Origin of the sequence: Paeniglutamicibacter psychrophenolicus (assembly GCF_030812255.1) — a bacterium.
GTDB classification, from domain to species: domain Bacteria; phylum Actinomycetota; class Actinomycetes; order Actinomycetales; family Micrococcaceae; genus Paeniglutamicibacter; species Paeniglutamicibacter psychrophenolicus_A.
On the sequence record NZ_JAUSSH010000001.1, the window covers coordinates 176,984 to 190,459 of the forward strand.

General features: G+C 65.4%; 14 protein-coding genes. 11 read left to right on the plus strand and 3 right to left on the minus strand.

The annotated features are described in order from the left end of the window. Positions 1–262 precede the first annotated feature (262 nt). From J2T21_RS00800 to J2T21_RS00835, 8 genes are all read left to right on the plus strand, one after another. Positions 263–415, plus strand: a complete 153-nt coding sequence (locus J2T21_RS00800) for a hypothetical protein (protein ID WP_307577483.1) — start codon at positions 263–265, stop codon at positions 413–415. Positions 416–659: 244 nt separating this feature from the next. Further along, on the plus strand, positions 660–2,060 hold the full coding sequence (locus J2T21_RS00805) for an MFS transporter (protein WP_307577484.1): 1,401 nt from the start codon (positions 660–662) through the stop codon (positions 2,058–2,060). Between the two features lie 221 nt (positions 2,061–2,281). Beyond that, positions 2,282–3,082, plus strand: coding sequence for a creatininase (locus J2T21_RS00810; protein WP_307577485.1), 801 nt, complete (start codon positions 2,282–2,284; stop codon positions 3,080–3,082). A gap of 7 nt (positions 3,083–3,089) precedes the next feature. Continuing rightward, positions 3,090–4,835 (plus strand): BCCT family transporter, encoded by a 1,746-nt coding sequence (locus tag J2T21_RS00815; RefSeq protein ID WP_307577486.1) that lies wholly within the window; start codon positions 3,090–3,092, stop codon positions 4,833–4,835. 313 nt (positions 4,836–5,148) lie between these two features. Then, on the plus strand, positions 5,149–6,405 hold the full coding sequence (locus J2T21_RS00820) for an aminopeptidase P family protein (RefSeq protein ID WP_307577487.1): 1,257 nt from the start codon (positions 5,149–5,151) through the stop codon (positions 6,403–6,405). A gap of 108 nt (positions 6,406–6,513) precedes the next feature. After that, positions 6,514–6,990: a nucleoside deaminase gene (locus tag J2T21_RS00825; protein WP_307577489.1), complete on the plus strand. Its 477-nt coding sequence runs from the start codon at positions 6,514–6,516 to the stop codon at positions 6,988–6,990. A gap of 51 nt (positions 6,991–7,041) precedes the next feature. Further along, a complete protein-coding gene (locus tag J2T21_RS00830) occupies positions 7,042–7,833 on the plus strand; it encodes an IclR family transcriptional regulator (RefSeq protein WP_307577491.1) in 792 nt (263 codons plus the stop codon). Positions 7,834–7,849: 16 nt separating this feature from the next. After that, a complete protein-coding gene (locus J2T21_RS00835) occupies positions 7,850–8,260 on the plus strand; it encodes a cupin domain-containing protein (RefSeq protein ID WP_307577493.1) in 411 nt (136 codons plus the stop codon). A 10-nt stretch (positions 8,261–8,270) separates the two neighbouring features. Here J2T21_RS00835 and J2T21_RS00840 read toward each other — a convergent pair whose 3' ends face one another. Then, a complete protein-coding gene (locus tag J2T21_RS00840; RefSeq protein ID WP_307577495.1) occupies positions 8,271–9,083 on the minus strand; it encodes an alpha/beta fold hydrolase in 813 nt (270 codons plus the stop codon). An 87-nt stretch (positions 9,084–9,170) separates the two neighbouring features. Here J2T21_RS00840 and J2T21_RS00845 point away from each other — a divergent pair, with 87 nt between their 5' ends. Continuing rightward, positions 9,171–10,877, plus strand: a complete 1,707-nt coding sequence (locus tag J2T21_RS00845; RefSeq protein ID WP_307577497.1) for an FAD-binding dehydrogenase — start codon at positions 9,171–9,173, stop codon at positions 10,875–10,877. A gap of 39 nt (positions 10,878–10,916) precedes the next feature. Here J2T21_RS00845 and J2T21_RS00850 read toward each other — a convergent pair whose 3' ends face one another. After that, complete coding sequence (locus J2T21_RS00850) at positions 10,917–11,129, minus strand: hypothetical protein (RefSeq protein WP_307577499.1); 213 nt, start codon at positions 11,127–11,129, stop codon at positions 10,917–10,919. 46 nt (positions 11,130–11,175) lie between these two features. Between J2T21_RS00850 and J2T21_RS00855 the strand changes: the two genes are divergently transcribed. Further along, positions 11,176–11,679, plus strand: a complete 504-nt coding sequence (locus J2T21_RS00855) for a DUF2087 domain-containing protein (protein ID WP_307577501.1) — start codon at positions 11,176–11,178, stop codon at positions 11,677–11,679. Positions 11,680–11,773: 94 nt separating this feature from the next. Continuing rightward, positions 11,774–12,538, plus strand: coding sequence for a DUF308 domain-containing protein (locus J2T21_RS00860; RefSeq protein ID WP_307577503.1), 765 nt, complete (start codon positions 11,774–11,776; stop codon positions 12,536–12,538). On the opposite strand, the gene J2T21_RS00865 is transcribed toward J2T21_RS00860, so the two are convergent. Next, positions 12,539–13,399, minus strand: a complete 861-nt coding sequence (locus J2T21_RS00865) for an inositol monophosphatase family protein (protein WP_307577505.1) — start codon at positions 13,397–13,399, stop codon at positions 12,539–12,541. Positions 13,400–13,476: the final 77 nt, after the last annotated feature.

Genomic DNA, 13,476 nt, shown 5'->3' on the forward strand with positions numbered 1-13,476 from the left:
GAAGTCCACTGCGGGACCCGCTGTTCTGTCGCCTGCAGGGTCCGGTTGCCAAGAACGTGGGCGCCGTTGAAGCGACAAACGTTGTCTCGGATCCAAGTATCTGATCCGGGCAGCACCCATCAAACTAGTGGAAGGCAATGGGGCGTTCCCTCCTTGGGTAGGCGTTCGCCACGCAGGACATCATCCACGGCGACTTTGAAGTCCACCGGTTCGTTGACGGGAGGCGGAAAACTGCAGTGGACCGAGTATGCCGAAGCCGGGCTTGTTTCGGGTGATTCCGCTGTTCTACTGGGAATTCGTTGACGTCGTGAAGTTGGGAAGGGTCATTTTTGACGGGTTCTGGAGTTGGGTCATCGAATACGGCAGCGTGCTGGAATTTGCCTTGCTCACCGGAAACCTGGAAAGGTCCGCATGACCCGCGCCAGCAGCCATCCGCCTGCACAGTGAATGCCTGCCCTCGCCGTCGGCGCCCCGAGCCGCGAGTCCGTGGGATTTCTCGGCCCGCTCCCGGGCTGCTTGCGGAGCCGGTCCGCGCGTCCGAATCGTGGACAGAAAGCCGACTGCCGGAAAAAACCCTTGACAGTGACCGGGGACACAAATAGAGTCGGTGCAACAGTGTTGCAATCAATGCAACGTCAAAAAATCTTGGTGGTTCCCAAATGATTCAGCGCAACAACTCCGCGAACGGCAATGGCGCCAACGCACGTTCTGCAACGAGCACGCTCACCGACCTCCCGCCTTCCGGCCTTGGCCCGACGCTCAGTGGCCAGGAGCGTCCCGACCCGGATGGGATCGGCAAAAAGACCCGACGCAAGGTGGTTGCCGCAAGTTTTATCGGCAACTTCGTGGAGTGGTTTGACTACGCCGTCTACGGCTACCTCGCAGTCACCATCACCGCAGTTTTCTTCCCCGAGTCCGATCCGACGACCGGCTTGATGCTCACCTTCGCGCTCTTTGCCGTTTCGTTCTTCGTTCGCCCCTTGGGCGGTTTCGTTTGGGGCCATATCGGAGACAGGGTTGGGCGTCGCGAGGCACTCTCGTGGTCGATCCTGATCATGTCCGCGGCAACCTTCTGCATAGCCTTGATCCCTTCGTATAACACCATCGGCATCTGGGCGCCGATCCTGCTGCTGATCATCCGCGTTGTCCAGGGCTTCTCCGCCTCCGGCGAATACGCCGGCGCTTCGGCTTTCCTGGTGGAGTATGCGCCGGCCAACCGTCGCGGACTCTACGCCGCCGTTGTCCCGGCCAGCACGGCCACCGGCCTGCTGCTCGGTTCCCTGATGGCAGGGCTGCTTACCGGACTGCTGGAACCAGCGGCCATGGAATCCTGGGGGTGGCGCCTTCCGTTCCTGCTGGCTGCACCCATGGGCCTGATCGGCCGCTATATCCGCACCAAGCTCGAAGACTCTCCCGTCTTCGCCGAACTTGCCAAGGAAGACGAGGCGGTCAAGGCCCCGGTGAGCTCATTGTTCAAGAACCACTGGCGCCAGCTCATCCAGGCCGTCGGCGCGGTGCTGCTCAACGCCGTGGGCTTCTATCTGATCCTCAGCTACATGCCCACCCACCTGCACGAAAACATCGGAATCTCACAGTCCGCCGCCTACGTCGCGACCACGGTGGCCTTGACCACCTACATCGGCTTCATCTTCCTCATGGGGCTGCTTTCGGACCGGTTGGGCCGCAAGAAGGTGCTGATGACCGCCTCGATCCTCTTCGTGGTACTCACCGTGCCGGCCTTCCTGCTGCTGGAAACCGGCAATTTCCTGATCATCGTGCTGGTGCAGGTCCTGCTCGGCGCAATGCTCAGCCTCAATGACGGCACGCTGCCCAGCTACCTGGCTGAAATGTTCCCGACACGGGTTCGCTACTCCGGCTTTGCCGTGAGCTTCAACCTGTCCAATGCACTGTTCGGGGGCACCGCGCCATTCGTGGCGACCGTCCTGATTGCCACCTCGGGCAGTGTGCTGGCGCCCGGCTGGTACCTCATGGGTGCCGCGGTCATTGCCCTGGTTGCCGTAGCCTGCTCGGTGGAGACCAGCAAAAAACCATTGGCCTGAGGCCGGGCTGTTGTTACCGTGATGTCGGCCATGGCCCGGTGGGGATCCACCCTCCGGTCTGCTTCATCTTGGCCGGCCACGGTTGACTGTGAACTGAATCACTGAAAGTATGCCGTTGCAACAAGGTTGCAATGAACGCAACACTTTTCCATTCGCTGGAATCCTGGCCGATCCACCGAAGTCCCAACGTGCCTGTCCGCTGTCCAACCTAGGAGACGACGATGACCTCAGTTTTTCTTGAAGACCTTGACGCAGAGACCTACGCCGCCATTGTGGCGAAGGAGGGATCGACCGTCATTATCCCGACCGGCGCCACCGAGCAGCACGGTCCGCACATGCCCTTGGGCGTGGATGCAATGCTCTCGAAGGCCATCGCCGGGGTGGTCGCCGAGCGGACCGGCGCGGTCGTTGCCCCGGTCTTTGCCTACGGGTACAAATCCCAGCCGCGTTCGGGTGGCGGCAACCACCGGGTCGGCACCACCTCTCTGGGTGCCGCGTCGCTGACCGGGATGGTTGACGATGTGGTTTCCTCGTTCCTGGGCCAGGGCTTTTCGCATGTGGTGGTCCTCAACGGCCACTTCGAGAACTACCAGTTCATCTACGAGGGACTGGACAACGCAGTCTCCCGTGCCCGCGACCGTGCCGCCGGCGCAAATTCGCGTGCGGTGCTGCTTTCCTACTGGGACTTCGTTGACGAGGCCACATTGGAGCAGGTCTTCCCCGAGGGATTCCTGGGCTGGGACATTGAACATGGAGGGGTGCTGGAAACCTCACTGATGCTGCTGCTCCACCCGGAGAAGGTGGACATGTCCCGCGTCGTGGACCACCCGCCGGCCAAGCTGACCCCGTATGACATTTTTCCCGAGGACCCGGCGCGGACACCGGCCAGCGGGTGCCTCTCCAGCGCAATGGGCGCGAGTGCGGAACGTGGACAGCTGCTGCTCGATGCGGTGACCACCCAGGTCGCCGCCGCCCTGGAGGGCGAACTGCCGCTCGGAAAAACCACCCTGGAGGTGTCTTAGCATGACCATGGACAAGACAAAGCAGGAGTCCCCACGACATACCAAGCCCGGATCCGCCGACAAGGCCAAGGCCCCGGTGGAGGTTCCGCGCTTCGTCGGGCTGCATATCCCGCCCATTGACCGATTGCTGATCCGCATCATTCCACCGGTGCTGATCGTTGCGGTCATGATCTGGGTGCTGACCAACCCGGTCGGGGCGGCGGCAGTGATCTCCGAGATGCGCACCTTCGTCACTGGCCGGTTCACCTGGCTGTTCATCCTGTACTCGGCCTTCACCGTGGTGGTGTGCATCTGGCTTGCCTCCAGCAAGGTGGGCAAGATCCGCCTGGGCGGACCCAGTGCGAAGCCGCAACACAGCAAGTTCGCGTGGTATTCGATGCTCTTTGCCTGTGGGCAGGGCATCGGCCTGATCTTCTGGTCGGTCGCCGAACCGATCATGCTGCGGGATGAAAACCCGGTCATCCCGGCCGGACCCAGCGGGGGTGCAGAGGGCGCCATCGTGTGGACCTATTTCCACTGGGGCCTGACCGCCTGGGCAATGTACTGCGTGGTGGCCGTGTGCCTGGCATATTCCCACCACAATCTGGGCAAGACCCTCACCTTCCGTGAAGCCACCGTCGATATCCTCCCGCGCTGGTCGCGCCGCGGTGCCGGCGTGGTTGTTGAACTGCTCGCCATCATCGCCACGGTGCTTGGCCTGGCCACCTCCTTCGGGTTTGCGGCCATGCAGTTCTCTTCGGGCCTCACCTCCTTTACCGGCATCGTGGCCAGCCCGGTGATGTGGTTCATGGTCATCCTGGTCTTCGCGGGCATCACCTCGATCTCGGCCATCGTCGGCATCAACAAGGGCATGGCCCGGATCAGCAGCGTGAACTCGATCCTGAGCATCGTGCTGGTCGGTGCCGTGCTGATCTTCGGCCCGACGCTGTTCATCATCTCGAACTTGTCCCAGACCTTCGGCAGCTTCATGGCGAACTTCGTGGACATGAGCATGTGGACGGATTCGGGGCTAGCCGCCACGACGCTGGAGAGCTGGCAGGACAGCTGGAACGGCTGGTGGACGGTGTTCATCTGGTGCTGGGTCATTGCCTTCTCACCGTTTGTCGCCGGCTTCATTGCACGCATTTCCCGTGGACGCACCATCCGCGAGTTCGTCCTGGGCGTGACCGTCATCCCCACCCTGATCGTCATGGTCTGGGTTGCGGTGATTGGATCGGCCGCCATCTACTACGACGACAAGTCCGACCGCGGAATCAGTGCAGCGGTGGCGGCGGACACGTCTGCCGGCCTGTTTGCGATGCTGGACGCCGTTCCGGTGGTCGGCACCATCCTGTTGGTGGTGGCCACCATCCTGGTCGCCACCTACTACGTGACCTCGCTGGACTCGGGCATCTATGCGCTGAGCGAGTTCGTCTCGGCGCCGCACAAGTCCGGGCCGGTCTTCCGCGTGGTGCTGGTGCTTTCGGTGGGTACGGTCACCACCGTGCTGCTGACGCTAGGCGGGACCGCGGTGGTGGACACCGTGCAAACCGGCACCATTATCGGGGCCTTCCCGTTCTCCTTCGTGATCATCCTGATGATCGTGAACCTAATCCGTCGCCTGCTCAAGCGCGACAAGGCCATCAGGCGGATGGAGAAGGACATCAACAACCCGGATCCGTCCCTGGTCATCGTGCCCGACCCGCGCGGGGAAGGAGCCATCCGCATGGCCTCGGTCGACGCGGACCCGGAGGACCTGACGCTCCGGGAGTAGAACCCCAGGCGGCCAAGGCCGTGCCATCCGCAATCTTGTTGCGGATGGCACGGCCTTTCTGTGTCGCGACACTGCACGAAAGGCCAGGGAAAATAGCTTCCCCGCGACGGAATGGAGGGCGTGCGGTGGAAAGTTTTAGGTGACCGGCGAAACGCACTTGACAGTGAGGTGAGACACACATATTCTGAGTGCAACGGCGTTGCAGTGAATGCAACTTACCGAAAATTTCTCCGGCGGTTCCCAAGAATCCACGCAATCCTTTGGATTGGGCCGGTCTCCATTGCCACCTGATTACTTCTGAGGAGCCAATATCATGACCACCACCGCGAACAGCGCAACCAACGTTTCCGAGCTCGAGCGCCTGAAGACCCTGCACAACGGCACCAAGCAGCAGCTGACCTTCTCGGACGCCGAGTTCGAGCGCCGCCTGGCCGGCCTGCGCAAGATCATGGCCGCCAAGGAACTGGACGCGGTCATCCTGACCAGCTACCACGGCATCAAGTACTACTCGGACTTCCTCTACACCACCTTCGGGCGCAACTACGCGCTGGTGGTCACCGCCGACAGCTCGACCACCATCACCGCGAACATCGACGCCGGCATGCCGTGGCGCACCAGCTACGGCGACAACATCGTCTACACCGACTGGAAGCGCGACAACTTCTACTACGGCCTGCAGGAGGCCCTGAAGCGCAACGGCGTGAAGGCAACCCGCATCGGCGTCGAGGACGACGCCCTGGCCCTGTTCACCCGCCAGGCCATCGCCGCCACCTTCGACGGCGCCACCCTGGTGGATGTCTCGCAGGACGCCATGCGCCAGCGCATGATCAAGTCCGCGGAGGAGATCGAGGTCATCAAGCACGGTGCACGCATCGGCGACCTCGGCGGCGAGGCCATCAAGGCCGCGATCCGCGAGGGCATCACCGAGTACGAGGTCGCCCTGATCGGCACCGAGGCCATGGTCCACGAGATCGCCAAGACCTTCCCGCACCGCGAGGTCCGCGACACCTGGGTCTGGTTCCAGTCCGGGATCAACACCGACGGCGCCCACAACTGGGCCACCACCCGCAAGCTTCAGCGCGGGGACATCCTCTCGCTGAACTGCTTCCCAATGACCTCGGGCTACTACACCGCCCTGGAGCGCACCCTGTTCCTCGGCGAGCCGGACGCCCGCTCGCTGCAGGTGTGGAACGCGAACGTCGAGGTGCACAAGCGCGGCCTGGAACTGATCAAGCCCGGCGCGGTCTGCAAGGACATCGCCGCGGAACTCAACGAGATCTTCATCGGCCACGGCCTGCTGCCCAACCGCACCTTCGGCTACGGCCACTCCTTCGGCGTCCTGTCGCACTACTACGGCCGCGAGGCCGGCCTGGAGCTGCGCGAGGACATCGACACGGTGCTGGAGCCGGGCATGGTGGTCTCCATGGAACCGATGGTCACCGTCCTTGACGGCGAGCCGGGTGCCGGTGGCTACCGCGAGCACGACATCCTGGTGATCGGCGAGGACGGCGGGGTGGAGAACATCACCAAGTTCGGCTTCGGCCCGGAGAACAACATCATCGACGCCTAGTATCGAGCTGGCATGATGAGGGGCGGTGGAGCGCACAATTGCGCACCACCGCCCCTTGCCGATTAACGCAGCGCTTCCCGCCCCCGACGAAGAATCGAGCCCCACGCCATGACCCTTCACGAACACGACCGCGCCGGATATGCCACCGCCCTTGGGCAAGCCCGTCTGGGTGCCGGGGAAGGCGGAGTGCCCATTGGCTCGAGCCTCTTCGAAAACGGCGTGATGCTGGGGGCCGGCCGCAACCGTCGCGTGCAAAACGGGGATCCGACTGCGCACGGGGAAATCGACGCGCTGCGCAATGCCGGGCGCCGGACCTCCTACGCCGGGACCACCCTGTACTCCACGCTGGCGCCCTGCGCCCTGTGCACCGGAGCGATCATCCTCTTTGGCATCCGGCGCGTGGTGGTCGGGGAGGAGAAGAACTTCCCCGGGGAATTCGAGCTGCTTCGGTCCCGCGGGGTGGAGGTCGTGGTCATCGACGATCCGAAGGCCACCGCACTGATGGAAGACTTCGCCACCCGGAATCCGGAACTCTGGAACGAAGACATCGGCGTCGACCAGGCACAGTCCGACCCGAGGCAGTAGCCTACAACTGTGAACGAATCCACCAGCTCCCCACCCACCGGAGGAAACCCCATGGTTGCCCAAGTGACCGACACCGCCGTCGAACCCCGCGGGGCCTCGGTGATTGTCAATGTCATCGACGTGTTGCGCTGCTTCACCGTGGAGCAGCCGGTGGTGGGCGTGACCGAAATCGCGGCGCGGGTGGGGCTGCATAAATCCAGCGTCTCGCGCATCCTGGCCACCCTGGAGCAGGAACGCATCGTCGCCCGCGATGAGACCACGCGCAAGTACTCACTGGGACTGGGGCTCATCGCCGTGGCCGGGCCGCTGCTGGCCAACCTCGACGTGCGCCGGGTGTCCTTCCCCTTCCTGGAGGAGCTGGCCCGGGAAACCGGGGAAACCGCGGTGCTGACCATCTGGGACGGGCTCGAATCCGTCTCGGTCGAACAAATCCCCAGCTTCCACCAGGTCAAGCACACCTCGGCCATGGGCAGCCGCTACAACACCGCGCTCAGCGCCTCGATGCAGGTCTTTTTGGCCCACGAGCAACCGGGGCGCGCCGCAGCGCTGCTGGAATCCGGGACGGTGGTGCTGCCGGAGAACACCGCCGCTGCCCGCAGCGCCTACCTCAAACGCCTCGAAGCGGTGGGCCGGCGCGGATACGCGGCCAACCACGGGGAGACCTCGCCGGACGAAGTCGGCGTGGCCGCACCGGTCTTCGACCACCGCGGCGCGGTGGTCGCCAGCGCCATGATCGCCGCCCCGTACTACCGCGTCACCGAGGAACAACTCCACCAGCTCGGTGCCGCCTGCGTGCGCGCAGCGCGGCAAATCAGCCTTCGCCTGGGATCCCCGGCAATCTAGCGAACAGGAACCCGGCATGTTTGAAGCACGCGGCGCACACACCTTCGACTATTCGCTCCACGAGGGCAGCCCAACGCGCATGCAGTTCCATTTTGCCGATTCCATGGCCATGCCCGTGGCCATCCAGACCTGGGAGCTTGACCCCGGCGGCCATGAGGGCATGCACTCCCACGACCCGGACACCATGGCGCTTGAGGAGTTCTACCTGGTGCTCCAGGGCACCGCGCAGATGCAGGTCGGGGCGGAACACCACCAGCTGCGCGCCGGGGACAGCGTCCTGGCCCCGGCCGGTGTGGAGCACGATCTGCGCAACACCGGGGACGGCGTGCTGCGCGTGCTGGTGGTCTGGGGCGAGGCCGGGCACAAGGACTTCTCCTCGTTCGGTTCCCTGGCCGCGGCCCTTGCTGCCCGCGGCCGGAAGCCCTGATTGGCAGCGCTCAGCGCGCGCGGGCGGTGGCGGGGCGCTGCCGGGCTGCCATGTCCGCGAGCCACCCATCGAGCAGCGCGCCGGTTTGCCCCGGCTGGTCAAGGTGCGCATTGTGGCCGGCCTCCTCGAGGACCGATACCGTGCAGTTGCCGTAGCGCCCCGCCAGCGCCAGCTGGTCCTCGAACCCCACCACGTGGTCCTGGCGGCCCGCGATGAGAACCACGGGTCCGCCGAATGACGACGCACGGTCCTCGGGTTCGACGGCCAGCGGGTAGTTCCCGGCAATCCGGCCGATGGCCTTGCGGTCAAAGGCACGCAGGCCCGGGAGCGCGCAATCGCGGAAGCGCTCCCAGTTCCTGCGGGACTGGATGACCGCCAGCTCCGCGTAGGCCGCCGCGTCGTCCGGGTCCAGCGAGGCCAGCAGCTGCGGGTCGGTGCGCAGGATCCTCCGGGGCGGCAGTGTGCGGCCGGACTTTTCGGCCACGGCCACCGGGCACAGCAGCCCCAGGCCCAGCACCTGGTCGCCGAATTCGGCCACGAGGTGGCGCGCAAGCATGCCGCCAAACGAATTGCCCAGGATCGCGAAACGCTGGCTTCCCAGGAATTCGCGCACGAATGCCGCCACCGCGGCCGCCACGTCATCGCTGGTGCGGATGCCCGGCCCGGCCACGGAGCCGCCCATTCCCGGCAAATCGAGGTAGATCCGTCGCCACGTGCCCCGCGCGGCAAACACCGGGTCGAGGCCGAGCAGCAGCCGGTGGTCGACGCAGAGCCCGTGGATCATGAGGATCGGTGTTCCGGAGCCAGATTCAACAAAGTGCACCCCTGCACGCTAGCAGCAGGGGGTGGGGCGGCATGCCCCGCCTGCCAAGGCGTGTGGTCCGGACCACTTCGGCGATAGTGTGGATCCATGTCGAACACCCCGCATTCGCAACACTTCGATGTCATCGTCGTCGGCGCCGGCCTGGCCGGGCTCGTCGCCGCCACCGAAGCCACGGCGGCCGGAGCGCGCGTGCTGCTGCTGGACCAGGAACCCGAGACGAACCTCGGGGCCCAGGCACACTGGAGCTTCGGCGGGATCTTCCTGGTGGACTCGCCGGAACAGCGACGGCTGGGCGTCAAGGACTCCGAGGACCTGGCCCTGCAGGACTGGGAAAACACCGCGGGCTTCGACCGCGACGAGGACGACTGGGCACGCAAATGGGCGCGCGCCTACGTGCAGTGGGCAGCCGGGGGCAAGCGCGAATGGCTGCACCAACGAGGCATCCGCTTCTTCCCCGTGGTCGGCTGGGCCGAACGCGGCGGGGCCGGGGCCCAGGGCCCGGGCAACTCCGTGCCGCGCTTCCACATCACCTGGGGCACCGGGCCCGGCCTGCTCGAACCCTTCATCCAAGCAGCCCGCACGGCCGAGGCCAAGGGCCAGCTGACCATGCTCTGGCGGCACCGGCTCGACGAGCTCACCACCGGGAACGGAGCCGTCACCGGGGTGCGCGGCACGGTGCTGGAACCCGACCCGGCACCCCGGGGCGTGGCCAGCAACCGCACCAAGGCCGGGGACTTCGAGTACTTCGCCCCGGCTGTTGTCATCGCCACCGGCGGCATCGGGGGAAACCTGGACAAGGTGCGTGCCGCGTGGCCGCCGCGGCTGGGAACCCCTCCCGAAACCATGGTGTCCGGCGTGCCCGCCCACGTGGACGGGCGCGGACTGGATATCGCGCAAAGGGCCGGTGCACGGCTGGTCAACGAGGACCGGATGTGGCACTACACCGAGGGCATCGCCAACTGGAACCCCGTCTGGAAGAACCACGGGATCCGCATCCTGCCCGGACCCAGCTCGCTGTGGCTGGACGCAACCGGCAAGCGGCTGCCCGATCCACTGTGGCCGGGCTTCGACACCCTGGGCACCCTGGAACACCTGCGCGCCACCGGGCACGATTACAGCTGGTTCATCCTGAACCGACGCATCATCGGCAAGGAATTCGCGCTTTCCGGATCGGAACAGAACCCCGACCTCACCGGCAAGGACATCCGCGCGGTGCTGGCACGGGCCCGCGTGGATGTTCCCGGCCCGGTCCAGGCCTTCCTCGACCACGGGGAAGACTTCCTCCAGGCGCCGACGATCGACGAACTGGTGGCCAAGATGAACCGGCTCACCGGATCCGATCTGCTGGACCCCGTCCAGGTGGCCGAGGTCCTCAAGACCCGGGACTCGGCGGTGGCAAACCCCTTTGGCAAGGACGGACAGATCGCGGCCATCACCTCGGTCAGGAAGTACCTGGGGGACAAGCTGGTCCGCAGCGTCAAGCCGCACCGGATCACCGATCCCCAGGCAGGTCCGCTGGTAGCGGTGCGACTGAGGATCCTGACCCGCAAGTCGCTCGGCGGGATCCAGACCGACCTGGACTCCCGGGTGCTGGACGCTGCGGGGAACCGGGTCGGCGGGCTCTACGCGGCGGGCGAGGCCGCGGGATTCGGCGGCGGCGGATACCACGGCTACCGTGCGCTGGAGGGGACGTTCCTGGGCGGCTGCCTCTTCAGCGGAAGGGCGGCCGGCCGGCATGCCGCTGCGGCCCGGGCCCGGGCGCGGGCATGGGTCGAGCCACCGGCTTCCCCGTGAAGGTGCGGGGAGCCGGTGGCTCGAAGGTGGGCGGAAGGGTCAGTGCGTGAAGTGGTAGACCGTTCCGAAGAGAATCGCCGAGAGGCTGAACGCGACACCGATCATCATCGGAGCCCAGGTTCCCTGGACGGCAATCAGGAAGATGGCGAACGTCGCAAACAGCAGGGTCGCCAGGATTCCGCCGAGGATGATCGATCCGCCGCCGTGGTGGTGCACGGCAGTCTGTACATTTCGATGAAATAGAGTAGCCATAACCTCAGGGTAAGCCGAAGAACCGGGAAATACGAGGGAAAGTATCATGAAGGATCCAATGCAGGAAACGGCCGGTGACTGGCGCCAGGTTTTTGGTGCCCTGGCCAACGATGAGACCCGCCGCTACTACGCCCAGCAGGTCCTGGGCCTGGACAGCGACCTGCGGCCCGAACGCGCAGCCAAGGCCAGGGCCAACCTCGCCAACGCAGGGCTCTTGGACCGGGACGGAGCGGTGGATGACCAGCTGTTCGCGCGCATCCTGGCCTCAGGTGCACGGAAGGCCCCGAAGGAAGGCGTCGACCGCTTCCTCGACGCCGCCGGGCGCATCGATCGCTACCCCAGGAACCAAGAGGAGCGCCTGGGTTTGCTGCGCGTGGTGGCAGGCAAGGTGATGGGCCACGGCCAGCAACTCACCGAGGTGGAACTGACCGCCAGGCTGGGGGAGTTCACCGACGACCCGGTGCTGCTGCGCCGCTACCTCGTCGACCACGGCATGCTGCTGCGCCAGCCGGACGGCTCGGTGTATCGGTTGGCCGACGGCTCCGACTAGGAACGGAAATTGTGCCAACCGTCCCCAGGAGGTAATTTCTTTGTGAACGGTTTCCGGCATTTGCCACTTTCCGTCCCCGCGTTCCAGGAGCCCCATGTCTGACCCCCATGCCCGCCCCGGTGGCGATCCGAACCATGGATCGTGGCCGACCCCCGGCGGGTACCCGGGGCAATACGCCCAGGATCAGCAGCCCTATCCGGGGCATTACCAGGGGGCTTACCCGCGGCAATACCCTCCGCAGGGCTACTACGGCACCGGCGGCTACCCGCCCCCGCGCACGCACGGGATGACGGTCTTCGCGATGGTCACCGGCATCGTGGCCGCGGTCCTCTCGCTGATCCCCTTCGTGGGCTTCGTTTCCTTTGTGTTGGGTCCCTTGGCGATGGTGCTGGGCATCGTGGGCATCGCCAAGCGGATCAGCAGCCGCGGCTTCAGCATCACGGCCCTGGTGACAGGAACCTTCGCGTTGCTGGTGTCGATCCTTTACGCGGTGCTTTTCTCCACGATGCTCTCGTACTTCGACAACACCCAAAGCTTTGAATTCAGCGCCAACGGGACCGGGGAATACCAGGTCACCGTGGCCAAGACCGCGGACCCGCCGGAAACCACCAGCCAGCACGAGCCCTACGCGCAGACGGTGGAAGCCTCCACGCTCTTCGGCGGCATCACCGCGACAAACCCGGGCGGCAGCGACGAGGACGTCAGCTGCCGCATCCACGACATGGCGGGAAACCTGCTGGTGGAGGACTCGCAGTCCGGCCCCCATGCGGTGGCCGTGTGCGAGCTCAGTGACGTGCTGGTGCGCAAGGTTGAGGACATTGAGTTCCCCGACGAGGTCAATGCGCGGGAGCTGGACTGACTATTTCCCGGCGTCCCGGTCCTGGCGGGCCTCGATGATCCGGCGGATCGAGAGATCCAGCACCGGGTAGTCGGCACCGGGACCCAGTGCCAAGAAGCACGGGGCCTCGTGGTCCGGGAGTGTGCGCCCGTCATAGCGGAAGCCCAGGTAGCGACCGCCGGCGCGGCGCACCAGCAGTGCGCCGGCGGAGACGTCCCAGGGCTTGGTGTCAAAGCCGATGGTTGCATCGCACCATCCGGCGGCCACGTGGGCCAGGGCCAGGGCCGCGGAGACCTTTCGGCGCACCGTGGCAAAGGACGTGACCCAGGATCCGAACTCGCCCAGCGCCGAGTCCCCGTCGCGGGCGATAGCCTCTGCCGAGGGATAGTCGGTCATGATGTTCGCGTGCCGCTGCTCGGGCCGGGGCGAGGGGGCCAGGATGCTCCCGTTCAGGTAGGCGTGCTCGGCATCGGCGGTGAACTCCAAATCGGCGATCGGGTCCAGCACGACGGCGGCGAGCAGTTCCCCGTTGCGGGCCGCGGCAATGGAGATGCAGAAGAAGGCAACTCCGTGGGTGAAGTTGCTGGTGCCGTCGATGGGGTCCACGATCCACTGGATGGAACCGGCCCCCGTGCGACCGCACTCTTCGCCCAGCACCCAGGAATCCGGTTCGGCAGCCAGAAGGTGTTCGCGGATCACCGCCTCGCTGCGCCTGTCGAAGGCCGTGACCAGGTCATGGGCGTTGGTCTTGTTCTCGCGTTCCACCCCGGACCGGAACGCGTCGCGCAGGATCGGTGCGGCCAACCGCGCGGCGTCCAGTGCAATGATGCGCAATCGTGCGGCCAGGTCGATATCGGAGGTGCTGAAGTTTGCGGTGCTCACGATCCACCAGCCTAGCGCCGCTGTGAGAAGCATCAAATTAGTTTGACTTGGCAACTAAATTGCCAATATGGTTGCCT